This is a genomic window from Pseudomonas sp. HMWF006, from assembly GCF_003061205.1.
GTDB classification, from domain to species: Bacteria; Pseudomonadota; Gammaproteobacteria; order Pseudomonadales; family Pseudomonadaceae; genus Aquipseudomonas; species Aquipseudomonas monsensis.
Genome location: NZ_QAIU01000554.1, coordinates 14,601 through 37,148 on the forward strand (window position 1 = coordinate 14,601; position 22,548 = coordinate 37,148).

General features: G+C 59.9%; 23 protein-coding genes. 16 read left to right on the forward strand and 7 right to left on the reverse strand.

Annotated elements, in window-relative coordinates:
* Positions 1-45: 45 nt before the first annotated feature.
* A complete protein-coding gene (locus tag DBR24_RS24970) occupies positions 46-534 on the reverse strand; it encodes a DUF3015 domain-containing protein (protein WP_007909797.1) in 489 nt (162 codons plus the stop codon).
* A gap of 301 nt (positions 535-835) precedes the next feature.
* On the opposite strand from DBR24_RS24970, the gene DBR24_RS24975 reads away from it, so the two are divergent.
* Together DBR24_RS24975 and DBR24_RS24980 are read left to right on the forward strand one after the other, a co-directional pair.
* Entirely contained in the window at positions 836-3,274 is a 2,439-nt protein-coding gene (locus DBR24_RS24975) for a Lon protease family protein (RefSeq protein ID WP_123463997.1), read from the forward strand.
* 310 nt (positions 3,275-3,584) lie between these two features.
* Positions 3,585-3,914: a hypothetical protein gene (locus DBR24_RS24980; RefSeq protein ID WP_123463999.1), complete on the forward strand. Its 330-nt coding sequence runs from the start codon at positions 3,585-3,587 to the stop codon at positions 3,912-3,914.
* Positions 3,915-3,920: 6 nt separating this feature from the next.
* Here DBR24_RS24980 and DBR24_RS24985 read toward each other — a convergent pair whose 3' ends face one another.
* A complete protein-coding gene (locus DBR24_RS24985) occupies positions 3,921-5,753 on the reverse strand; it encodes a hypothetical protein (RefSeq protein WP_128616066.1) in 1,833 nt (610 codons plus the stop codon).
* Positions 5,754-5,927: 174 nt separating this feature from the next.
* On the opposite strand from DBR24_RS24985, the gene DBR24_RS24990 reads away from it, so the two are divergent.
* The 3 genes from DBR24_RS24990 to DBR24_RS25000 all read left to right on the forward strand — a co-directional run bounded on the left by DBR24_RS24990 (position 5,928) and on the right by DBR24_RS25000 (position 7,597).
* A complete protein-coding gene (locus DBR24_RS24990) occupies positions 5,928-6,416 on the forward strand; it encodes a TIGR00645 family protein (protein ID WP_003228371.1) in 489 nt (162 codons plus the stop codon).
* 135 nt (positions 6,417-6,551) lie between these two features.
* Entirely contained in the window at positions 6,552-6,857 is a 306-nt protein-coding gene (locus DBR24_RS24995) for a DUF6482 family protein (RefSeq protein ID WP_123464003.1), read from the forward strand.
* 122 nt (positions 6,858-6,979) lie between these two features.
* Positions 6,980-7,597 carry an FKBP-type peptidyl-prolyl cis-trans isomerase gene (locus tag DBR24_RS25000; RefSeq protein WP_123464005.1) on the forward strand — a complete coding sequence of 206 codons (618 nt, stop codon included), beginning with the start codon at positions 6,980-6,982 and terminating at the stop codon, positions 7,595-7,597.
* Between the two features lie 132 nt (positions 7,598-7,729).
* Here DBR24_RS25000 and DBR24_RS25010 read toward each other — a convergent pair whose 3' ends face one another.
* The 3 genes from DBR24_RS25010 to DBR24_RS25020 all read right to left on the reverse strand — a co-directional run bounded on the left by DBR24_RS25010 (position 7,730) and on the right by DBR24_RS25020 (position 9,628).
* Positions 7,730-7,987 (reverse strand): hypothetical protein, encoded by a 258-nt coding sequence (locus DBR24_RS25010; RefSeq protein ID WP_123464008.1) that lies wholly within the window; start codon positions 7,985-7,987, stop codon positions 7,730-7,732.
* 204 nt (positions 7,988-8,191) lie between these two features.
* Positions 8,192-8,533 carry a zinc ribbon domain-containing protein YjdM gene (locus DBR24_RS25015; RefSeq protein ID WP_025108781.1) on the reverse strand — a complete coding sequence of 114 codons (342 nt, stop codon included), beginning with the start codon at positions 8,531-8,533 and terminating at the stop codon, positions 8,192-8,194.
* A gap of 126 nt (positions 8,534-8,659) precedes the next feature.
* Positions 8,660-9,628 carry a polyprenyl synthetase family protein gene (locus DBR24_RS25020; RefSeq protein ID WP_123464010.1) on the reverse strand — a complete coding sequence of 323 codons (969 nt, stop codon included), beginning with the start codon at positions 9,626-9,628 and terminating at the stop codon, positions 8,660-8,662.
* A 241-nt stretch (positions 9,629-9,869) separates the two neighbouring features.
* On the opposite strand from DBR24_RS25020, the gene rplU reads away from it, so the two are divergent.
* The 5 genes from rplU (at position 9,870) to DBR24_RS25045 (ending at position 13,629) form a co-directional block, all read left to right on the forward strand.
* The gene (rplU, locus tag DBR24_RS25025; protein ID WP_007950961.1) at positions 9,870-10,184 is read left to right on the forward strand and encodes a 50S ribosomal protein L21; all 315 of its coding nucleotides are present in this window, start codon (positions 9,870-9,872) and stop codon (positions 10,182-10,184) included.
* Positions 10,185-10,219: 35 nt separating this feature from the next.
* Positions 10,220-10,477: a 50S ribosomal protein L27 gene (rpmA, locus tag DBR24_RS25030; RefSeq protein ID WP_003228360.1), complete on the forward strand. Its 258-nt coding sequence runs from the start codon at positions 10,220-10,222 to the stop codon at positions 10,475-10,477.
* A 194-nt stretch (positions 10,478-10,671) separates the two neighbouring features.
* On the forward strand, positions 10,672-11,895 hold the full coding sequence (gene cgtA, locus DBR24_RS25035) for an Obg family GTPase CgtA (RefSeq protein ID WP_064589260.1): 1,224 nt from the start codon (positions 10,672-10,674) through the stop codon (positions 11,893-11,895).
* A gap of 137 nt (positions 11,896-12,032) precedes the next feature.
* Positions 12,033-13,151, forward strand: a complete 1,119-nt coding sequence (proB, locus tag DBR24_RS25040) for a glutamate 5-kinase (protein ID WP_123464011.1) — start codon at positions 12,033-12,035, stop codon at positions 13,149-13,151.
* A 10-nt stretch (positions 13,152-13,161) separates the two neighbouring features.
* Positions 13,162-13,629 (forward strand): CreA family protein, encoded by a 468-nt coding sequence (locus tag DBR24_RS25045; protein WP_123464013.1) that lies wholly within the window; start codon positions 13,162-13,164, stop codon positions 13,627-13,629.
* Between the two features lie 179 nt (positions 13,630-13,808).
* Here the strand turns inward: DBR24_RS25045 and rpsT are convergent, their stop codons facing one another.
* Complete coding sequence (gene rpsT / locus DBR24_RS25050) at positions 13,809-14,081, reverse strand: 30S ribosomal protein S20 (RefSeq protein ID WP_003228351.1); 273 nt, start codon at positions 14,079-14,081, stop codon at positions 13,809-13,811.
* Between the two features lie 252 nt (positions 14,082-14,333).
* Between rpsT and murJ the strand changes: the two genes are divergently transcribed.
* From murJ to ispH, 6 genes are all read left to right on the forward strand, one after another.
* Positions 14,334-15,872 carry a murein biosynthesis integral membrane protein MurJ gene (gene murJ, locus DBR24_RS25060; RefSeq protein ID WP_128616067.1) on the forward strand — a complete coding sequence of 513 codons (1,539 nt, stop codon included), beginning with the start codon at positions 14,334-14,336 and terminating at the stop codon, positions 15,870-15,872.
* 129 nt (positions 15,873-16,001) lie between these two features.
* Positions 16,002-16,940 carry a bifunctional riboflavin kinase/FAD synthetase gene (gene ribF, locus DBR24_RS25065; protein ID WP_064589256.1) on the forward strand — a complete coding sequence of 313 codons (939 nt, stop codon included), beginning with the start codon at positions 16,002-16,004 and terminating at the stop codon, positions 16,938-16,940.
* Between the two features lie 13 nt (positions 16,941-16,953).
* Positions 16,954-19,785 carry an isoleucine--tRNA ligase gene (gene ileS / locus DBR24_RS25070; RefSeq protein ID WP_123464017.1) on the forward strand — a complete coding sequence of 944 codons (2,832 nt, stop codon included), beginning with the start codon at positions 16,954-16,956 and terminating at the stop codon, positions 19,783-19,785.
* Positions 19,778-20,290, forward strand: a complete 513-nt coding sequence (gene lspA, locus DBR24_RS25075; RefSeq protein ID WP_064589254.1) for a signal peptidase II — start codon at positions 19,778-19,780, stop codon at positions 20,288-20,290. Before ileS ends, lspA begins: the two co-directional genes overlap by 8 nt.
* A complete protein-coding gene (gene fkpB / locus DBR24_RS25080) occupies positions 20,283-20,735 on the forward strand; it encodes an FKBP-type peptidyl-prolyl cis-trans isomerase (protein WP_128616068.1) in 453 nt (150 codons plus the stop codon). Before lspA ends, fkpB begins: the two co-directional genes overlap by 8 nt.
* Positions 20,736-20,966: 231 nt before the next feature.
* The gene (gene ispH / locus DBR24_RS25085) at positions 20,967-21,911 is read left to right on the forward strand and encodes a 4-hydroxy-3-methylbut-2-enyl diphosphate reductase (protein WP_128616069.1); all 945 of its coding nucleotides are present in this window, start codon (positions 20,967-20,969) and stop codon (positions 21,909-21,911) included.
* Here ispH and DBR24_RS25090 read toward each other — a convergent pair.
* The gene (locus DBR24_RS25090) at positions 21,868-22,437 is read right to left on the reverse strand and encodes a GspH/FimT family protein (RefSeq protein ID WP_128616070.1); all 570 of its coding nucleotides are present in this window, start codon (positions 22,435-22,437) and stop codon (positions 21,868-21,870) included. The two genes, ispH and DBR24_RS25090, sit on opposite strands and share 44 nt — an antisense overlap.
* Positions 22,438-22,548: the final 111 nt, after the last annotated feature.

Consider the following 22,548-nt stretch of genomic DNA (forward strand, 5'->3'; position numbering starts at 1 on the left):
TCAAAAACAAAACCCGCTTCCCGAAGGAAGCGGGCGGGGTCGAGCTTAAGCCTGAGTCGCGTACTTGGCCAGACGTGGGTCTGATTTCAGCACGGCCAGAGTGTTGGTATGCACGTCTTCAGCGGTCACGTCAGCCTTGCTGAAGATCTGCTGGAAGTGTTCGTGAGTGACGGCAGCGAAGTGCGCACGGTCTTCCGGCGCCACACCCAGTACCACGGCATAAGTCGTCAGCGCTTCGCCGTTGCCTTTGGCCATGTCTTCGGACAGTTCGTTCATCATGCCATTCATGGCGAACCAGGATTTGCCGCCGTACGTCAGCGACGCGTTGGTGGAGCAACCGTTGGTGCCGGACGTCATGCCGAACGTGGCGTTACCGGAAGTGCCGTTGGTGGTGGAAGCGAGGAAGTGCGCCGGGGTGCCACGCTGACCTTCGAACAGCATGTTGCCCCAACCGCAATCCGGGCCGCCCGGGGCTTGCGCCATTGCGTTGATGGATACAGCGGTGAAGAGAGTACCGAGAAGAATCCGTTTCATATCTTTGTTCTCTTTGTGTGCATACCAATGGACAGGGTTCTGGCCCCCCAAGCTCTGTACGAAACAGACCCAAACGAAGCCAGTGGGCCAGTATTAGTTCCAGCCGCGCAGTTTGGAGTTTAGGCACGTTCTAACGGTTCCGTGATTTTTTACAAAAGATTCGGTAATAGCCCCGGTTTCAGGGAACCTGCTGCGTAGAGGGCCGGTTGTCTATGCTTTGGCAGATGGCGCGCCTTGCCAGTGGGGCACGGGCGGCGCCAGAATGCCGCTATCTGCCCCGCCTGATTGTTAAGGAAGTCCGATGCCTGATCCTGTTGCTGCCAGCCTGCGTATAGCGCCCGAAGCGCTGACTCGTCCGTTTTCCGCTGAACAGTTCAGCTTCACTACCACCAATGATCTGGAGCCCTTTCGCGGTGTGCTCGGCCAGGAACGCGCGGTCGAAGCCTTGCAGTTCGGTGTGGCCATGCCACGCCCCGGTTACAACGTCTTTGTCATGGGCGAGCCCGGCACCGGGCGCTTCTCGTTCGTCAAACGCTACCTGAAAGCCGAAGGCAAACGCCTGCAGACCCCGGCGGACTGGGTTTACGTGAACAATTTCGATGAGCCGCGCGAGCCCCGCGCACTGGAGTTGCCATCGGGCACTGCCGGTTCGTTCATCGGCGACATCAACGGTCTGATCGACAACCTGCTGGCGACGTTTCCGGCAGTGTTCGAGCACCCGTCCTACCAGCAAAAGAAAAGCGCCATCGACCGCGCTTTCAATCAGCGCTATGACAAGGCCCTCGACATCATCGAGCGTCTGGCCCTGGAAAAAGACGTCGCCCTGTACCGCGACAGCAGCAACATCGCCTTCACCCCGATGCTCGACGGCAAGGCGCTGGATGAGGCGGAGTTCGCGCAGTTGCCGGAAGCCGATCGCGAGCGTTTCCACGATGACATCTCCGGCCTCGAGGAGCGCCTGAACGAAGAACTCGCCAGCCTGCCGCAGTGGAAGCGTGAATCGAACAATCAACTGCGTCAGCTCAACGAAGAAACCATCACCCTGGCCTTGCAGCCATTGCTCTCGCCGCTGTCGGAGAAATACGCGGAGAACGCTGCGGTCTGCGGTTACCTGCAAGCCATGCAGGTGTATCTGCTGAAAACCGTGGTCGAGCAATTGGTCGACGACAGCAAGACCGACGCCGTTGCGCGCAAGCTGCTCGAAGAGCAATACGCTCCGAGCCTGGTGGTCGGGCATCCGGCCAGCGGCGGTGCGCCGGTGGTGTTCGAGCCGCACCCGACCTACGAAAACCTGTTCGGCCGCATCGAATACACCACTGATCAGGGGGCGCTCTACACCACCTACCGGCAGTTGCGTCCGGGGGCGCTGCACCGCGCCAATGGCGGTTTCCTGATTCTGGAAGCGGAAAAAATGCTCAGCGAGCCGTTCGTGTGGGATGCGCTGAAACGCGCCCTGCAATCGCGCAAGCTGAAAATGGAATCGCCTCTCGGTGAGATGGGCCGTTTCGCGACAATGACCCTCAACCCGCAGCACATTCCGCTACAGGTCAAAGTCATCATCATTGGCGCGCGGCAGCTGTATTACACGCTGCAGGATCTCGATCCGGACTTCCAGGAGATGTTCCGCGTGCTGGTCGATTTCGACGAAGACATTCCGATGGTCGACGAAAGCCTGGAGCAATTTGCCCAGTTGCTGAAAACCCGCACGTCGGAAGAAGGCATGGCGCCGCTGACCGCCGATGCGGTGGCCCGTCTGGCGACCTATAGCGCGCGGCTGGCCGAGCATCAGGGACGTTTGTCGGCGCGTATCGGCGATCTGTTCCAACTGGTCAGCGAAGCGGATTTCATCCGTCACCTGGCCGGCGATGAAATGACCGACGCCGGGCATATCGAGCGCGCACTGAAAGCCAAAGCCACGCGTACCGGGCGGGTGTCGGCGCGGATTCTCGACGACATGCTCGCCGGGATCATCCTGATCGACACCGACGGCGCAGCGGTCGGCAAATGCAACGGGCTGACCGTACTGGAAGTCGGCGATTCGGCGTTCGGTGTGCCGGCGCGGATCTCCGCCACGGTGTACCCGGGCGGCAGCGGCATCGTCGACATCGAGCGCGAGGTCAACCTTGGCCAGCCGATCCACTCCAAAGGCGTGATGATCCTCACCGGGTATCTGGGCAGCCGTTACGCGCAGGAATTCCCGTTGGCGATTTCCGCGAGTATCGCCCTGGAGCAGTCCTACGGTTATGTCGATGGTGATAGTGCGTCGCTGGGCGAGGCGTGCACGCTGATTTCGGCGCTGTCGAAAACCCCGCTCAAGCAGTGCTTCGCGATCACCGGTTCGATCAACCAGTTTGGCGAAGTACAAGCGGTCGGCGGGGTCAACGAGAAGATCGAAGGCTTCTTCCGCCTCTGCGAAGCACGCGGGCTGACCGGCGAGCAGGGCGCGATCATTCCGCAGGCCAACGTCGCCACGCTGATGCTCGACGAAAAGGTCCTGGCGGCGGTGCGCGCCGGGCAGTTCCACGTGTACGCCGTGCGTCAGGCGGACGAGGCGTTGAGCCTGCTGGTCGGTGAACCGGCCGGTGCACCGGATGCTGACGGTCAGTTCCCCGAAGGCAGCGTCAACGCGCGGGTAGTGGAGCGTCTGCGGGTGATTGCCGAGATGATCAGCGAAGAGGACCTGAAAGAGGCCGAGAAGGAGCTGGCGCAGGAGGCGTTGGCAGAGGCCAAACCGGCATAAGCCTTAACCCGGGCAAACTGTAGGAGTGAGCCTGCTCGCGATAGCAATTCATCAGTCACTGTGGCTTTGACTGATACACCGCTATCGCGAGCAGGCTCACTCCTGCATTTGTTTTTGCGGTGATCTTCGGGAAAAGTGCCACTACTCTGACGCCAATATTCACACAATGACCATTCGGCGCCTTCTGGTTCTATCCGGCTTGCTCGGCAGACTTTTCTTCTATTCTCAGCTCAAGGACATCGACAGTATCACTGGATCGAAACAGCCTTCGCGTGAGGGCTGAACACCGGCTTTACCGAGGGTCGCCGCCATGTCGCGCAACCTCTGCCTCACCCGTCAATGCCTGGGTCTTGTGACCCGTATCGAGTGCGCCATCAAGCCGTTGGCCGGCGATAACGGCATGTGGACCTTGCTCTTCGCTGCCGGCATGGCCGGTGAACAACCTTCCGCCATCAAGGCCCAGGGCCCGTTTCATGGGCCGGTCGCCGCCGAGTCGATTCTCGACACCATCGTCGAAAGCCTGACGATGCATGGTTACGAACTGGCCGACGATCCGCAGATCTGGAGCCTGCACCTGCAAGCCCAGCTCCGTCAGATCAATGGTGGGCGTGGGCGTACGGTCGGCATGTTCGACCATTAGGCGCAATCACGGCGCAGTGTCGGGCAACTGCGCCTTGTCGAGTTTGACCTCAAAACCGTATTGCACGGTATTGAGTTCAGTTCGCTGATAGGTCTCCACGTGTGTTGGACGGCCATAGAAGTAATGCACGCCGAACAGCGCCGGACCTTCCGCACTCGCGTCATGACTGACCGACAGAATCTGTTTCAGGTAGTTGCCGCTGTCGTCTTTGACAAAGAATCGCCAGGCGTTGGCCGGGAACTGTTTCAGGTCGACCACCAGCGTGTTGTTCTTGATCTCCAGGCCTTTGGGCAGCGACTTGGCGTCGTAGGATTTTTTCTCCACGCTGGCGAGAAACAACGGCATCGAACCCACGGCAATCGCCGGGGTTTCCGGGAACAGGTTCAAATCGTAAGTGATGGTCGCCTGCAGCGGATCGACTTGATACGCCTCGGGCGGCAGTTCGATCGGCTCATCGAGTTTGCCGCTGCGTTTCTCGGTGAAGAACGTGACCGGGCTTTCACCCGGGCTGAAATCATCGCCGAGCAGCTCATCGTTGAAGGTCCGCCGGTGAGAGAACTCGATGCGTGCAGCGCTCGGATCCTCCACCGACTGATGGATGCGGATGCCGGCCTTCAACGCTTCCTCGGTGAGGCTCGCGCCCGTGAGCCAGTTCGGCGCCAGATCGTCATAGACCACCACCGCCGGGTCCAGCGGCTGGATGGCTTTTTCCGTGGTGTGCTGACTGAACGTGCGCACCGGCAGGTCCAGCGCCTTGCGGGTCACGGTCGCCGATGAGAAGTCGAGCACGCTGACTTCCAGGGTCTCGACAGGGCCGTTGAAGTAGACCTTGTTGTAACGGCGCGGGTGCTGTTGCTCGAAGGCCTGCTGGTCGTCCTCGAGCTGTTTTTCCAGGGTTTCGCTCCAGGTTTTCTGCTGTTGCAGATGCGCCAGTTGTTTCTCGTAGAAGGCCACTTGTGCCGGGCTCTCGTTGATCGAACCGGCGCGCACCAGGTATTGCCCGGTGCTGTCGCGGGCCTGAACGATCAACGGATTGAGCTGCACCCCTTGGACCTCGGGGGCCAGTGGCAGGCTGTTACTGAATTCGACTTCGGCGTAGTTCTTTTCCAGTTTCAGCAGGGTGACGCTGAGGTTGTCGTCGGTGCGAGTCTGGCCGACGTCCTTCTGGCTCAGGTTGAAGCTGAACAGGCGGCGCGGGGTGATGACTTCGACTTTGCCTTGCAGGCTCACCGGTTGCGGCTGGGTTTTCTTGTCCACGTTCAGACCGTCGATGAACGGGTAGGTGACGGTCAGGTCATCGGGGTGGGTGACGTTGGAGCTGGAAGGACTGAGCTGAATGCCCGGGTCGGTTTCCGACCACTCCGGCTGCCAGGCGATCACGCGTTTATTGCTCAACGTCACCGATTGCCATTCCACGCCATGGGGAAACGGGAAGCCACCGGGAACGTTGAGGTTGAAGGGGAATACCGGTTGCAGGTCGGTGAGGTAATCGGAGCTGGCGTCCTTGTGCAGCACGAACAGACCGTTGATGAGCGTATCGACCAGCGCCTGTGGGGAAGGGTAGTGCTTGAGGATGCCGAGGGTGTCTTCGCCGTGGACGGTTTTCAGCTCGGTGCTGTCGAGCTTGAGTCGCGCGCGTTCGAGCAGCAGCAGTGAGCCGCCGAGTTCGGTTACGGCATCCTTGAGTTTCGGGTCGGTAATGGCGTCCAGTGAGTGTTCGAACGCTGCCGTCTTCGCGTCGAGGCTGACCGAGGGTTTTTGCTCTTCGCCGGGAGAGCAGCCACCCAGCAGCACAGCGAGGCAAATTCCGGCAGTCTTCAACGGTAATCGCACATCCATTTCCAGTCGTCCTGTCCACTTTCGCTAGGCGGTCAATGGTTTGGACAGTAGCAGAAAAAAAATCGCACACACACGCAGGTCGCGGTGATCGGAGGTGCGAGCCGGGCGGTTTCTGGCTGTCACAGCTGGCTGTTATACTCGCCCCCGATTACAACCCCCCTTGTGTGAGATTCAATGGAACGCTTTTTCGAAAACGCAATGTACGCCTCGCGCTGGCTGCTGGCGCCGATCTACTTCGGCCTGTCCCTCGGGTTGCTGGCGCTGGCACTGAAATTTTTCCAGGAAGTCTTCCACGTCATTCCCAACGTGTTCTCGATGGCCGAATCGGACCTGATCCTGGTGCTGCTCTCGCTGATCGACATGGCGCTGGTTGGCGGCCTGCTGGTGATGGTGATGATTTCCGGTTACGAAAACTTCGTCTCGCAGCTGGACATCGACGACAACAAGGAAAAGCTCAACTGGCTGGGCACCATGGACTCTTCGTCGCTGAAGATGAAAGTGGCGGCGTCGATCGTGGCGATTTCCTCGATCCACTTGTTGCGCATCTTCATGGACGCCAAGAACGTCGATCCCGAGCACCTGATGTGGTACGTGATCATCCACATGACCTTCGTGATCTCGGCGTTCGCCATGGGTTATCTGGACAAGGTCACCAAGCACTGATCATTAATTGATCACTGCCAAAACACCGCCCGTCTGTTGCGAAACAGACGGGCGGTGTCGTTTGTGGCTTGTGCTTTGGTGCGCGCGGGCATATCCCTGTAGAGGTCCTGATTCGCCACTGCGTGAGGTGCGTTCATGAACCTGCAAGAGCTGAATGCGTTTGCCATCGCCAGGAAGGTTGATGAGCTGAACCTGATCTCCATGGAAGGCGGGATTTATCTGCTGGAAGCGCGGATGCACGGGGCGGCGTATCCGTTGAGTGATCTCAAAGGCAACATGCTGACGTTGCGATCAGTGGAGCATGCGCGGGATCTGCTGCATAACTTTCCGTTGTTGCCGTTCAACCTTGTACACACCTCGGTGCACGATGAAATGTGCGGCCTGGGTGGCAGCGTTGATGAGAGCCTGAAAGTGCCGCTAGCCTGGCGCTCGGCCCTGTAGGGCCTGCCACACACAGGTTCGGCATCTGTGCTAGTCTGCTCGCCCTTTTGGTTCCGGGCGCGCCGGGACGCGCTGTGCACGCACGGCAAGTCTTGTGGCCGTCCGCACAGCGGAGCAGTGTCATGTCCGAAGTAAATCTGTCCACCGACGAAACCCGCGTCAGCTACGGCATCGGCCGTCAGCTGGGTGACCAGCTGCGCGACAACCCGCCACCGGGTGTCAGCCTGGACGCCATCCTGGCTGGTCTGACCGACGCGTTCGGCGGCAAGCCAAGCCGTGTGGGTCAGGAAGAAATGTCCGCCAGTTTCAAAGTGATCCGCGAGATCATGCAAGCCGAAGCGGCGGCCAAAGCTGAAGCGGCTGCTGGTGAAGGCCTGGCTTTCCTGGCTGAAAACGCCAAGCGTGAAGGCATCACGACCCTGGCTTCCGGCCTGCAATTCGAAGTGCTGACCCAGGGCGAAGGCGCCAAACCATCCCGTGAAGACACCGTGCGTACTCACTACCACGGCACCCTGATCGACGGCACTGTGTTCGACAGCTCCTACGAGCGTGGCCAGCCTGCTGAATTCCCGGTCGGCGGCGTGATCGCTGGCTGGACCGAAGCCCTGCAACTGATGAATGCCGGCAGCAAATGGCGTCTGTACGTGCCGAGCGAACTGGCTTACGGCGCGCAAGGCGTTGGCAGCATCCCGCCGCACAGCGTGCTGGTATTCGACGTCGAGTTGCTGGACGTTCTGTAATGCCAGGCCTGCATTGATGGCGGGCTAATGCAGGAGTGAGCCTGCTCGCGATGGCGTCTGTTCAGTCGACTACTCAGTTGCCTGATATGCCACTATCGCGAGCAGGCTCACTCCTACAATTTTTTTGGGGCTTCATATTTCGATCTTGTGATTCAGCTCATGGGTCGGGCGCAAGGCCCGGGCATAGCAGAACAGGAACAGATTGCGCACCAGCTCCTTGAGCACCAGCGGTTCGCTGGAATTCAGGCTGCTGACGTCCAGATCGCCCTGATCCTGCAGCTCATGCAGGGCATCTTCTTCCAGTACCGCACAGACTTCTCCGGTTTCCCGATGCAGGATCCTGAGGTAAGGGTGTGGACGATCCAGCCAGGCGTCGATCAAATAAGTCATGGGTCTCATCTCCTTGAAAGGTTTCAATGAGAATAATTCTTATTCGTCAAATAGCAAGTGCCTATTGGCGGATCTGGATTTTTTCCGGGTAAAGATTGCGTAAGGTCAAAACGGCTGGCGTCTGGCTATTACGTGTGCGTGCAGGGGCAAGGGGGGAGGGCGAAGCACCATCCCGCGCCGGGCGCGGGATGGCTGACAGCCGGATCAGACTTTTCTGACGAACTCGGATTTGAGCTTCATTGGGCCGATGCCGTCGATCTTGCAGTCGATGTCGTGGTCGCCATCGCACAGGCGGATGTTCTTGACCTTGGTGCCGACCTTGACCACCAGCGAGGTGCCCTTGACCTTCAGGTCCTTGATCACGGTGATGGTGTCGCCATCCTGCAGGACGTTGCCAACCGAATCCTTCTTCACGGCATCATCGGACGCCACTTCAGCTTCGCCGCTGGCCGACCACTCGTGGGCGCACTCAGGGCAGATCAGTTGGGCACCGTCTTCGTAGGTGTATTCGGAATTGCATTTCGGGCAGGGTGGCAACGTGCTCACTAAGGCTCCTTGAGGGATGTGGTTCGCTAAAAGTCGCACATTGTATAAGGTTTTAGCGCTTGGTGGGCAGGCAACAAAAAGCCGCAGGCTTCGGGGGAAGGCTGCGGCTGTTTGATTGCGCGGTAATCAGTGCGTGCGGGCGACCGCAAACTCACTCAATTCAACCAGTGCATCGCGGTACTCGCTGGCCGGCAGCGCATCGAGGCACTTGATTGCACGGGCCACATAATCACGCGCCAGTTGTGCGGTGTAGTCCAGCGAACCCGAGGCTTCCACGGCGATGCGGATGCTTTCCAGGTCTTCGATCCCGCCTTTCTGGATCGCCTGACGCACCAGTGCCGCCTGCTCTGGCGTGCCTTCGCGCATGGTATAGATCAGCGGCAGGGTCGGCTTGCCTTCGGCCAGATCGTCACCGACGTTCTTGCCCAGGGTCTCGGCGTCGCCCTTGTAGTCGAGCAGGTCGTCGACCAGTTGGAACGCCACGCCCAGATGATCGCCGAAGGTGCGCAGGGCTTCGCTCTGCTCGGCAGTCGCGCCCGCCAGTGCGGCGGCGCTGTGGGTCGAGGCTTCGAAGAGCATCGCGGTCTTGCCGCGGATGACTTCCATGTAGGTTTCTTCGGTAGTGCTGGCGTCGCGAACCTTGGACAACTGCAACACTTCGCCTTCGGCGATGATGCGTGTGGCCTGGGACAGGATCTTCATCACCGGCATCGAGCCCAGTTCGACCATCATTTCGAACGAGCGCGAGTACAGGAAGTCGCCGACCAGCACGCTCGGGGCGTTGCCCCACATGGCGTTGGCGGTCGAACGGCCACGGCGCATGCCGGACATGTCGACGACGTCGTCATGCAGCAGGGTTGCGGTGTGCAGGAATTCGATGGTGGCGGCCAGCAGGCGCAGGTCATCGCCTTCGCGGCCCAGGGCCTTGCCACACAACAACACTAATAAAGGACGCAGGCGTTTGCCGCCGGCCGAAGTGATGTAATCGCCGATTTTCGATACCAGCGGCACTCGGGACGTCAGTTGCTTCTTGATGATGCCGTCGACGGCGCTAAAATCGTCCGCCACCGCGCGGTAGAAAGCTTGGGGTTGCATCAGCGAGAGTCGCTCCAGAAGGGTTGCGCGGCATGCTAGGACCCACACCGGGGCCTGTCAAGGCGCGATGGACGGCCACTTGCATGGCAGCGGCAGCTTGCGTACAATCGCGCACCCTGAACTTCCTGGGCAGCACCTGCCTTACGCAATTGCACTTGGGCCGTTCCAGCCCCATGCAGCCATGCCAGCCAATACCTCTTCTTATAAAGAGCTGGGTGAGCAGGATTATCGGAGAAATACCATGTCTTATGCAGTAATCGTTACTGGCGGCAAGCAATACAAAGTCGCCCCAGGTGAATACCTGAAGATCGAAAAACTGGAAGTCGCTACCGGCGAATCCGTTACCTTTGATCGCGTTCTGTTGGTTGCCAATGGCGACGACGTGAATATCGGCGCTCCAGTTGTTGCTGGCGCTACCGTTGTGGCTGAAGTGATCTCCCAAGGTCGTCACGATAAAGTCCGCATCATCAAGTTCCGTCGTCGTAAGCACCACATGAAGCGTATGGGCCACCGCCAGTGGTACACCGAGATCAAAATCACCGGTATTCAGGCTTAATTACAGCCTAATTCCTCACTAGGAGAATTGAACTCATGGCACACAAAAAAGCTGGTGGTAGTACCCGTAACGGTCGCGACTCAGAAGCCAAACGCCTTGGCGTGAAGATGTATGGCGGCCAGGTCATCAAGGCCGGCAACATCATCGTGCGTCAGCGCGGCACCCAATTCCACGCTGGCTACGGCGTTGGCATGGGTAAAGATCACACCCTCTTCGCGAAAATCGAAGGCGTGATCAAGTTTGAAGTAAAAGGCGCCTTCGGTCGTCGTTACGTGAGCGTTGTCGCGGCTTAATCGCGAGATCGCTGGAAGAGCCCTGTCTTGCGACGGGGCTTTTTCGTTTGTGGGGTGAGTCTCTTGCAAAACTGTTTGTATGGGCTGTCGGCGTGCGATGCAGGTCGTGTTTTGGGGTCGCTGCGCTCATTTTTGCAAGAGTCTTATGTCTTGATTGTTTTTCGGCTCGTCCGTATGGCGAGAGGCGTTGAGTTATGAAGTTTGTAGACGAAGTATCGATCCGCGTAAAAGCCGGTGACGGCGGCAATGGCTGCATGAGTTTCCGTCGGGAAAAATTCATTGAAAACGGTGGCCCGAACGGCGGTGACGGCGGTGACGGCGGTTCCATCTACATGATGGCCGACGAAAACCTCAACACCCTGGTGGACTACCGTTACACCCGGCATTTCGATGCCGAGCGTGGCTCCAACGGCGGCAGCACCGACTGCACCGGTAAAAAGGGTGAAGACCTGATCCTGCGCGTGCCGGTCGGCACCACCGTGATCGACTCGGCCACTCAGGAAGTCATCGGCGACCTGACCAAGGCGGGTCAGAAACTGATGGTGGTGCAGGGCGGCTGGCACGGTCTGGGTAACACCCGTTTCAAATCCAGTACCAACCGCGCGCCGCGTCAGACTACACCGGGCAAGCCGGGTGAGCAGCGCGACCTGAAGCTGGAAATGAAAGTGCTGGCTGACGTCGGTTTGCTGGGCTTGCCTAACGCCGGTAAAAGTACCTTTATCCGTTCCGTTTCGGCAGCCAAGCCGAAAGTCGCCGACTACCCGTTCACCACCCTGGTGCCGAACCTTGGTGTGGTCAGTGTCGATCGCTGGAAAAGTTTCGTCATCGCTGACATTCCGGGGCTGATCGAAGGTGCGTCCGATGGTGCTGGTCTGGGCATTCGCTTCCTCAAGCACCTGGCGCGTACCCGTCTGTTGCTGCACCTCGTCGACATGGCGCCGCTGGATGACAGCAGTGCGCCGGATGCGGCTGAGGTGATCGTCAACGAGCTGGTCAAGTTCAGTCCGTCGCTGGCCGAGCGTGATCGCTGGCTGGTGCTGAACAAATGCGACCAGATTCTCGAAGAGGAGCACGAAGAGCGCGTCAAGGAAATCGTTGAGCGCCTGCAGTGGGAAGGTCCGGTCTATGTGATCTCGGCCATCGCCAAAGAAGGCACCGAGCGCCTGACGCGCGACATCATGCGTTATCTGGAAGATCGTGCCGATCGCCTGGCCAACGACCCTGCCTACAAGGAAGAGCTGGCCGATCTCGATCAGCGCATCGAAGACGAAGCCCGTGCGCAGCTTCAGGCGCTGGATGACAAGCGTGCCCTGCGTCGCAGCGGCGTGAAGTCGGTCCATGACATCGGCGACGATGACTGGGACGAAGAAGATGTGGATGATGAAGACGGTCCGGAAATCATTTACGTGCGTGACTGATCTGTTGCGATAAACTTGAACGCCGCTCAATCGAGCGGCGTTTTGGTATCTGGAAATCGATCGTTGGTGACCAATAGCCACGATTAACGTCACGGGCAGCGCTGGGTCGCGCTGTCCTCAAGCTAAGGTTGAAGATGATGCGGAGCAAAGTGACAGGTGCGCAGCGTTGGGTCGTGAAGATCGGCAGCGCTTTGCTGACAGCTGATGGCAAAGGGCTGGATCGTGCGGCTATGAGTGTCTGGGTCGAGCAGATGGTGGCCTTGCATGAGGCTGGCGTCGAGTTGGTGCTGGTGTCCTCCGGGGCGGTGGCGGCCGGCATGAGTCGCTTGGGCTGGACCGCACGACCCAGTGCGATGCACGAGCTCCAGGCGGCCGCAGCGATTGGCCAGATGGGCCTGGTGCAGGCTTGGGAATCAAGCTTTGCCGAGCATGGCCGGCATACGGCGCAGATTCTCCTGACCCACGACGACCTGTCCGACCGCAAGCGTTATCTGAATGCCCGCAGCACCTTGCGCGCCCTGGTCGAGCTGAAGGTCATCCCGGTGATCAACGAAAACGACACGGTGGTCACCGACGAAATCCGTTTTGGCGACAACGATACGCTGGCGGCGCTGGTGGCCAACCTGGTCGAGGCGGATCTGCTGGTGATTCTCACGGATCGCGACGGCATGTTCGATGCCGATCCTCGTAACAACCCGGACGCGCAATTGATCTACGAAGCGCGCGCCGATGATCCGAGCCTGGATGCAGTGGCGGGCGGTACCGGCGGTGCGCTGGGGCGTGGCGGCATGCAGACCAAGTTGCGCGCGGCGCGGCTGGCGGCGCGTTCCGGTGCGCACACCATCATTGTGGGTGGGCGTCTTGAGCGTGTGCTCGATCGCCTGAAGGCTGGCGAGCGCATTGGTACGCTGCTGTCGCCTGAGCGCGGCATGCTGGCGGCGCGCAAGCAGTGGCTGGCTGGGCATCTGCAAACCCGCGGCACGCTGGTGCTGGACGAGGGCGCGGTGTCGGCGTTGTCGCAAGGCAACAAGAGTCTGTTGCCGGTGGGGGTGAAGCTGGTGCAGGGCAGCTTCCGTCGCGGCGAAATGGTGGTTTGCGTGGCGCCTGACGGTCGTGAGATCGCCCGGGGTCTGGCCAACTACAGTGCTCTGGAAGCGCAGAAAATCATCGGTCAGTCGTCGGATGCGATTGTCGGCGTGCTGGGCTACATGGCTGAGCCGGAGTTGGTTCACCGTGACAACCTGATTCTGGTCTGAGGAAAACGCGATGCGCATGGCAAAAGGATTGTTGGGCCTGTTGATGGCGTTGCCATTGCTGGCCTCGGCCGAGGAAATCGGTCAGGTGTCGACGGTGTTCAAGTTCGTCGGCCCAAATGACCGGATCGTGGTGGAGGCCTTCGATGATCCGAAGGTCGATGGCGTGACGTGCTATCTGTCGCGCGCCAAGACTGGTGGGGTGAAGGGTGGTCTGGGGCTGGCGGAAGATCGCGCCGAAGCGTCGATCGCTTGTCGTCAGGTCGGCCCGATCAAGTTCAAGGGTGATCTGAAGGATGGCGATGAGGTATTCAAGGAGCGCACCTCGCTGGTGTTCAAGACCATGCAGGTGGTGCGTTTCCTCGACAAGAAGCGCAATACGCTGGTGTACCTGGTCTACAGCGATCGCCTGATCGAGGGCAGCCCGCAGAATGCGGTGACGGCCATCCCGATCCTGCCGTGGGTGCCGGTCCAGCAATAACAACGCAAAGCCACTGTAGGGGCGAGCCTGCTCGCGATAGCGGTGTGTCGGTCGAGATCAGCTTTGACTGACGCGCCTGTCGCGAGCGGGCTCGCTCCTATATTTTTTCGTGCTGCGTTTATCAAATTACAGGCAATAAAAAACCGACCCTGAGGTCGGTTTTTTAATGACTACGTCGCTTAGGCAGCTTCTTTCAGTGCCTTGACGTGGCCATTCAGACGGCTCTTATGACGAGCAGCCTTGTTCTTGTGGATGATGCCTTTATCGGCCATGCGGTCGATAACTGGCACAGCCAGAACGTATGCAGCTTGAGCTTTTTCAGCGTCTTTTGCGTCGATGGCTTTAACTACATTCTTGATGTAGGTACGAACCATGGAACGCAGGCTGGCGTTGTGGCTGCGACGCTTCTCAGCCTGTTTTGCACGTTTTTTGGCGGAAGGTGAGTTGGCCACCGTCGAGCTCCTCGAAAGACTTTTTAGGAAATAGCAAACAAAATAGGCCGCGAATCATGCCGATGAGTTGGAGTCTTGTCAAGGGCACTTCAATCGTTCCGCTAAGTGGTAGGTATAAAGAGGCGGGATATTTATTTCCGGCGCTTGACCTGTAAACTCGCGAGCTTTGGCTCTGTGCTGTTGCGGCGCGGAGTATCGCACAAGTGGGCGCATTGTTCGCCTGCTGTTTATCGACAGGCACACATTCCCTCAATGAATCTGCTCAAATCGTTGGCCGCCGTCAGCTCTATCACGATGCTTTCCCGGATTCTCGGGTTTGTCCGCGACACCCTCATCGCGCGCACATTCGGCGCCGGGATGGCAACGGACGCCTTCTTTATTGCCTTCAAATTGCCCAATCTGTTGCGGCGTATCTTTGCCGAGGGCGCGTTTTCGCAAGCCTTTGTGCCGATTCTGGCCGAATACAAAAGCCAGAAGGGCGAGGAGGCGACACGCACCTTCATTGCCTACGTGTCAGGTCTGCTGACCCTGGTGCTGGCGCTGGTCACCGCGTTGGGCATGATTGCCGCACCGTGGGTGATCTGGGCCACGGCGCCCGGTTTCACCGATACGCCGGAAAAATTCCAGCTGACCTCCGACCTGTTGCGGGTGACGTTCCCCTATATATTGCTGATCTCCCTGTCGTCGCTGGCCGGGGCGATCCTCAATACCTGGAACCGCTTCTCGGTGCCGGCCTTCGTGCCGACGCTGCTCAACGTCAGCATGATCGTGTTCTCGCTGTTCCTGACGCCGTACTTCGATCCACCGGTCATGGCCCTTGGCTGGGCGGTACTGGTCGGTGGTCTGGCGCAGTTGCTCTATCAGCTGCCGCATCTGAAAAAGATCGGCATGCTGGTGCTGCCGCGCCTGAACCTGCGCGATAGCGGTGTATGGCGCGTGATGAAGCAGATGCTGCCGGCCATCCTCGGCGTGTCGGTCAGCCAGATTTCGCTGATCATCAACACCATTTTTGCCTCGTTTCTGGTGGCCGGTTCGGTGTCGTGGATGTATTACGCCGACCGTTTGATGGAGTTGCCGTCCGGCGTACTCGGCGTGGCACTGGGCACAATCCTGTTGCCGACCCTGGCCAAGACCTACGCCAGCAAGGATCGTCATGAGTATTCGCGGATCCTCGACTGGGGTTTGCGCCTGTGCTTCGTGCTGGTGCTGCCGTGTTCGCTGGCGTTGGGCATTCTTGCCGAACCGTTGACCGTTTCATTGTTCCAGTACGGTCAGTTCAGTGGCTTCGATGCCGAGATGACCCAGCGCGCGCTGATTGCCTATTCTGTCGGTTTACTGGGGATTATCGTGATCAAGGTGCTGGCGCCGGGCTTTTATGCGCAACAGAACATCCGCACGCCGGTGAAAATCGCAATCTTCACCCTGGTCTGCACGCAGTTGTTCAACCTGATGCTGATCGGTCCGTTGGCCCATGCCGGTCTGGCCTTGGCGATTAGTGCCGGTGCCTGCCTCAACGCCGGGCTGCTGTTCTACCAATTGCGCAAACAGCAGATGTATCAGCCGCAGCCGGGCTGGGCCAAATTCGGTTTCAAACTGGTGGTGGCGGTGGCGGTCATGTCGGCGGTGTTGTTGCTCGGCATGCATTTCATGCCCGCCTGGGATCAGGGGCACATGCTTGAGCGCTTCCTGCGTCTGGGCGCTCTGGTGATTGCGGGCGTGGTGGCGTACTTCGGCATGTTGCTGCTGCTCGGTTTCCGTCTGCGCGACTTCAATCGCAAGGCGTTGAGCTGAGGTTTCATCCTTGAAAGACGGGCGCGAGGCGGCAGTTTTGTCGGCTCGATCACTTTGCGTTACGGTGTCGCCTGTCGTCGGCCGTCGGGTGTGGTTATAATCGACCACTTTATGAGCAAGAAGCGCGTTATGCAGCTGGTTCGAGGCCTCCACAACTTGCGCCCCCAGCATCGGGGCTGCGTCGCCACTATTGGCAACTTTGACGGTGTTCACCGTGGTCACCAGGCTATCCTGGCCCGACTGCGTGAGCGTGCGCTCGAGTTGGGCGTACCCAGCTGCGTGGTGATTTTCGAGCCGCAGCCACGGGAATTTTTCGCTCCCGAGACCGCGCCGGCACGTCTGGCACGCTTGCGCGACAAGCTGCAACTGCTGGCCGCCGAAGGCGTCGACCGGGTCCTGTGCCTGGCGTTCAACCAGCGGTTGAGCAAGCTCAGCGCCAGTGAGTTCGTCGATACCATCCTGGTCGATGGCCTCGGCGTGCAGCATCTGGAAGTCGGCGATGATTTCCGCTTTGGTTGCGACCGCCTCGGCGATTTCGATTTCCTGATGCAGGCCGGACAAGTCCACGGGTTTACCGTGGAAGCCGCACAAACCGTCGAGCTGGACGGCATTCGCGTCAGCAGCACCCAGGTGCGCAACGCGTTGGCCGCCGCCGACTTTGCCTTGGCCGAACGCTTGCTCGGTCGCCCGTACCGGATCGCCGGTCGCGTGCTGCACGGCCAGAAACTGGCCCGGCAACTGGGTACGCCCACTGCCAACATTCAACTCAAGCGTCGTCGCGTGCCGTTCACCGGGGTTTATCTGGTGGATGTGGACATCGACGGCAAGACCTGGCCCGGCGTCGCCAATATTGGCGTCCGGCCCACGGTGCAAGGTGATGGCAAGGCCCACCTTGAAGTTCATCTATTGGATTTTGCCGGCGATCTGTATGACCGGCGTCTGACGGTGGTTTTCCACCAAAAGCTGCGTGAAGAGCAGCGCTTCGCCTCCCTGGAGGCACTGAAAACGGCGATCAACGCGGATGTCGCCGCCGCCCGTGCACTAGCCGCACCTAGCGCCCATCGCTAATGAAGAGCCTTAAATGACCGACTATAAAGCCACGCTAAACCTTCCGGACACCGCCTTCCCAATGAAGGCCGGCCTGCCACAGCGCGAACCGCAGATCCTGCAGCGCTGGGACAGTATTGGCCTGTACGGAAAGTTGCGCGAGATTGGCAAGGATCGTCCGAAGTTCGTCCTGCACGACGGCCCTCCGTACGCCAACGGCACGATCCACATCGGTCACGCACTGAACAAGATTCTCAAGGACATGATCATCCGCTCGAAGACCCTGTCGGGTTTCGACGCGCCGTATGTTCCAGGTTGGGACTGCCACGGCCTGCCGATCGAGCACAAGGTTGAAGTGACCCACGGCAAGAACCTGGGCGCGGACAAGACCCGCGAGCTGTGCCGTGCCTATGCCACCGAGCAGATCGAAGGGCAGAAGACCGAGTTCATCCGCCTCGGCGTGCTGGGCGACTTCGCCAACCCGTACAAGACCATGGACTTCAAGAACGAGGCCGGTGAAATCCGCGCCCTCGCCGAAATCGTCAAGGGCGGTTTCGTGTTCAAGGGCCTGAAGCCTGTGAACTGGTGCTTTGATTGCGGTTCGGCCCTGGCCGAAGCTGAAGTCGAGTACGAGAACAAGAAGTCCTCGACCATCGACGTGGCCTTCCCGATCGCCGACGAAGCCAGACTGGCCGCCGCGTTCGGTCTGCCGTCGCTGAGCAAGCCTGCCTCGATCGTGATCTGGACCACCACCCCGTGGACCATCCCGGCCAACCAGGCGCTGAACGTACACCCGGAATTCAACTACGCCCTGGTCGATATCGGCGACAAGCTGCTGGTCCTGGCTGAAGAGCTGGTTGAATCCTGCCTGTCCCGTTACGGCGTTGAAGGCACCGTACTGGCCATCGCGCCGGGCTCGGCGCTGGAGCTGATCAACTTCCGTCACCCGTTCTACGACCGCCTGTCGCCAGTCTACCTGGCCGACTACGTGGAACTGGGCGCCGGCACCGGTGTGGTTCACTCCGCCCCGGCCTACGGCGTGGACGACTTCGTGACCTGCAAGAAATACGGCATGGTCAACGACGACATCCTTAACCCGGTGCAGAGCAACGGCGTGTACGTGCCGTCGCTGGAGTTCTTCGGCGGCCAGTTCATCTGGAAGGCCAACCCGGCCATCGTCGACAAGCTGACCGAAGTCGGTGCGCTGATGCACACCACCGTCATCGAACACAGCTACATGCACTGCTGGCGCCACAAGACCCCGCTGATCTACCGCGCCACCGCGCAGTGGTTCATCGGCATGGACAAAGAACCGGTCAGCGGCGACACCCTGCGCGTACGCTCGCTCAAAGCCATCGAAGACACCAAGTTCGTTCCGGCCTGGGGCCAGGCGCGCCTGCACTCGATGATCGCCAACCGTCCGGACTGGTGCATCTCCCGTCAGCGCAACTGGGGCGTGCCGATCCCGTTTTTCCTCAACAAGGAAAGCGGCGAGCTGCACCCACGCACCGTCGAACTGATGGAAGAAGTGGCCAAGCGCGTTGAAGTCGAAGGCATCGAAGCCTGGTTCAAGCTCGACGCCGCCGAACTGCTGGGCGACGAAGCGCCGCTGTACGACAAGATCAGCGACACCCTCGACGTCTGGTTCGATTCGGGCACCACCCACTGGCACGTATTGCGCGGTTCGCACCCGATGGGCCACGAGACCGGTCCACGCGCCGACCTGTACCTGGAAGGTTCCGACCAGCACCGCGGCTGGTTCCACTCGTCCTTGCTGACCGGTTGCGCGATCGACAACCACGCGCCATACCGCGAGCTGCTGACCCACGGTTTCACCGTCGACGAGTCCGGCCGCAAGATGTCCAAGTCGCTGGGCAACGTGATCGCGCCGCAGAAAGTCAACGACACCCTGGGCGCCGACATCATGCGTCTGTGGGTCGCGTCGACCGACTACTCCGGCGAAATGGCCGTGTCCGAGCAGATTCTGCAACGCAGTGCGGACGCCTATCGTCGCATCCGTAACACGGCGCGCTTCCTGCTTTCCAACCTGACCGGTTTCAACCCGGCCACCGACCTGCTGCCGGCTGAAGACATGCTGGCGCTGGATCGCTGGGCCGTGGACCGTACCCTGCTGCTGCAACGCGAGTTGCAAGAGCACTACGGCGAATACCGTTTCTGGAACGTCTACTCGAAGATCCACAACTTCTGCGTGCAGGAGCTGGGTGGTTTCTACCTCGACATCATCAAGGATCGCCAGTACACCACCGGCGCCGACAGCAAGGCCCGTCGCTCGTGCCAGACCGCGCTGTTCCACATCTCCGAAGCGCTGGTGCGCTGGATCGCACCGATCCTCGCGTTCACTGCCGACGAGCTGTGGCAGTACCTGCCGGGCGAGCGCAACGAATCCGTCATGCTCAACACCTGGTATGAAGGTCTGACCGAGCTGCCGGAAGGCTTCGAGCTGGGTCGCGCTTACTGGGATCGCATTATGGAAGTGAAGGTTGCGGTCAACAAAGAGATGGAAATCCAGCGTGCGGCCAAAGCCGTCGGTGGCAACCTGCAGGCCGAAGTGACGCTGTTCGCCGAAGACGCGCTGAGCGCCGACCTGGCCAAGCTGAGCAACGAACTGCGCTTTGTCCTGATCACCTCGACTGCCAGCGTGGCACCTTTCGTTCAGGCACCGGCGGACGCGGTCACCACCGAAGTCAGCGGCCTGAAACTGAAGATCGTCAAATCGGCCTTCGCGAAATGCGCCCGTTGCTGGCACTGCCGCGAAGACGTCGGCGTGAACCCGGAGCATCCGGAAATCTGCGGTCGTTGCGTCGACAACATCAGCGGCGCCGGCGAGGTTCGTCACTATGCCTGATTCCGTTGGCCGTTTCGGACGGTTGAGCTGGCTCTGGTTGAGTTTGCTGGTTCTGGTCATCGACCAGGCCAGCAAGTTCTACTTCGAAAACAAGCTCGAAATGTTCCAGCAGATCGTGATCATTCCCGATTACTTCAGCTGGACCCTGGCCTACAACACCGGCGCGGCGTTCAGCTTCCTGGCTGACAGCTCCGGCTGGCAGCGCTGGCTGTTCGCCCTGATCGCGATTGTGGTCAGTGCAGTGCTGGTGGTCTGGCTCAAACGCCTGGGCCGCAACGATACTTGGCTGGCCGTCGCGCTGGCGCTGGTGCTGGGCGGTGCGCTGGGCAATCTGTATGACCGCATTGCCCTGGGCCATGTGATCGACTTCATTCTGGTGCACTGGCAGAACCGCTGGTACTTCCCGGCATTCAACTTCGCCGACAGCGCGATCACCGTTGGCGCGATAATGCTGGCACTGGACATGTTCAAACCGAAGAAAACCGGAGAAGCCGTTCATGACTGAACAGGTAGTGGCTGAGCAACGCATCGGGCAGAACACGGAAGTCACCTTGCACTTCGCATTGCGCCTGGAGAATGGCGACACGGTCGACAGCACCTTCGACAAAGCCCCGGCGACCTTCAAGGTCGGTGACGGCAATCTGCTGCCGGGTTTCGAAGCCGCACTGTTCGGCTTCAAGGCCGGCGACAAGCGCACGCTGACCGTCGAGCCGGAAAACGCCTTCGGCCAGCCGAACCCGCAAAACGTACAGGTCATCCCGCGTTCGCAGTTTGCCGACATGGAGCTGTCGCCGGGTCTGCTGGTGATCTTCAACGATGCGGCCAATACTGAGCTGCCGGGTGTGGTGAAAGAGTTCGACGACGCGCAAGTGACCGTCGACTTCAACCACCCGCTCGCCGGCAAGACGCTGACCTTTGACGTCGAGATCATCAACGTTAAAGCGCTGTAAGTCACAACGCATAACCACTGTGGGAGTGGGCTTTGTGGTGAGGGGATTTATCCCCGATGGGGGCGAAGCCCCCAAAAACCAGGCACCGAGATCTTTAATGGGAAAGCGCTGACTGGTTTTACGATTGCTTCGCAATCGATCGGGGATAAATCCCCTCGCCACAACAGGCTCGCTCCCACAATGTTTTCCACCGTTTTCGTTATTTCTTGCGCGCAAGACACGAGGCACAGCATGCAAATCAAACTCGCCAACCCCCGTGGCTTCTGCGCCGGTGTGGACCGGGCGATCGAAATCGTCAACCGCGCCCTGGAAGTCTTCGGGCCACCGATCTACGTACGCCACGAAGTGGTGCACAACAAGTTCGTGGTCGAAGACCTGCGTAATCGTGGCGCGATCTTCGTCGAAGAACTGGATCAGGTGCCGGACGACGTCATCGTGATCTTCAGTGCCCACGGCGTTTCCCAAGCCGTGCGCAACGAAGCCGCCGGTCGTGGTTTGAAGGTGTTCGACGCCACGTGCCCGCTGGTGACCAAGGTGCACATCGAAGTTGCGAAATACAGCCGCGACGGTCGTGAGTGCATCCTGATCGGCCACGCCGGTCACCCGGAGGTCGAAGGCACCATGGGCCAGTACGACGCCAGCAACGGCGGCGCGATCTACCTCGTCGAAGACGAGAAAGACGTGGCTGAACTGCAAGTGCGTAATCCGGAAAAACTCGCGTTCGTGACCCAGACCACGCTGTCGATGGACGACACCAGCCGCGTGATCGACGCACTGCGCAGTCGCTTCCCGTCCATTGGTGGCCCGCGCAAAGACGACATCTGCTACGCCACGCAAAACCGTCAGGACGCGGTCAAGCAACTGGCCGACGAATGCGACGTGGTGTTGGTGGTGGGCAGCACGAACAGCTCCAACTCCAATCGCCTGCGTGAGCTGGCTGAGCGCATGGCCACGCCGGCCTACCTGATCGACGGCGCCGAGGATCTGCAGAAAAGCTGGTTCGATGGCGTCGAGCGTATCGGCATCACCGCCGGTGCTTCCGCGCCGGAAGTGCTGGTGCGCGGCGTGATCCAGCAATTGCAGGCGTGGGGCGCTACCGGTGCCGATGAGCTGGCCGGGCGTGAAGAGAACATCACCTTCTCGATGCCGAAAGAGCTGCGCGTCCGCTCGATTTAACGCTTTGCGTTTTCTCGCACAGCGCCTGCCCGGCTTTCTCCCGGGTCAGGCGCACCCGACCGGTCGCCGCCAGCACCACCTGCAGCTGGCTGACCGGTTCGTGTGCCGAACACAGATGTAACGTCCCTGCCTGAAACGCCCGCCCGGGCATCAGCGGTTGCCCCAGACTGCTGAAGCGCACGTAACGACTGACCGCCCAATTGCCAACAATCGGTATCCGCTGGGCACTCGCCCGCTCCTGTAGCAGTGGGTTGTCGCTGTCCTGCGGCCCCTTGCCACTGATATCCAGAATGATCCGCCAGCCCTGACTCCAGTCGCCGTTGATGCCGTGAATCACCACGCTCTGATTGCGCGTGATGGCCTGTGTTCGGGCATTGCGGATGCCGTCGAGCAAGGACTGCGCAGCCTGGTCGCGATGAGTCGCTTCGGTGAAAGCGGCAAACGCCGGACTGACCAGCACCAGAACAATTGCGCCAATCGCCAGTCCCATAAGCAATTCAATCAGACTGAAACCCTGTTGCGGCATGACGACTTCCTCCCTGAAGCCTGAGGCCCGGCGCAATCCTTGCGCCGGGCACGGCAAATCAACCGACACAGGCCGGTTGAATGTTCTAGTTTGTAGAGGCAGGTATAGCCG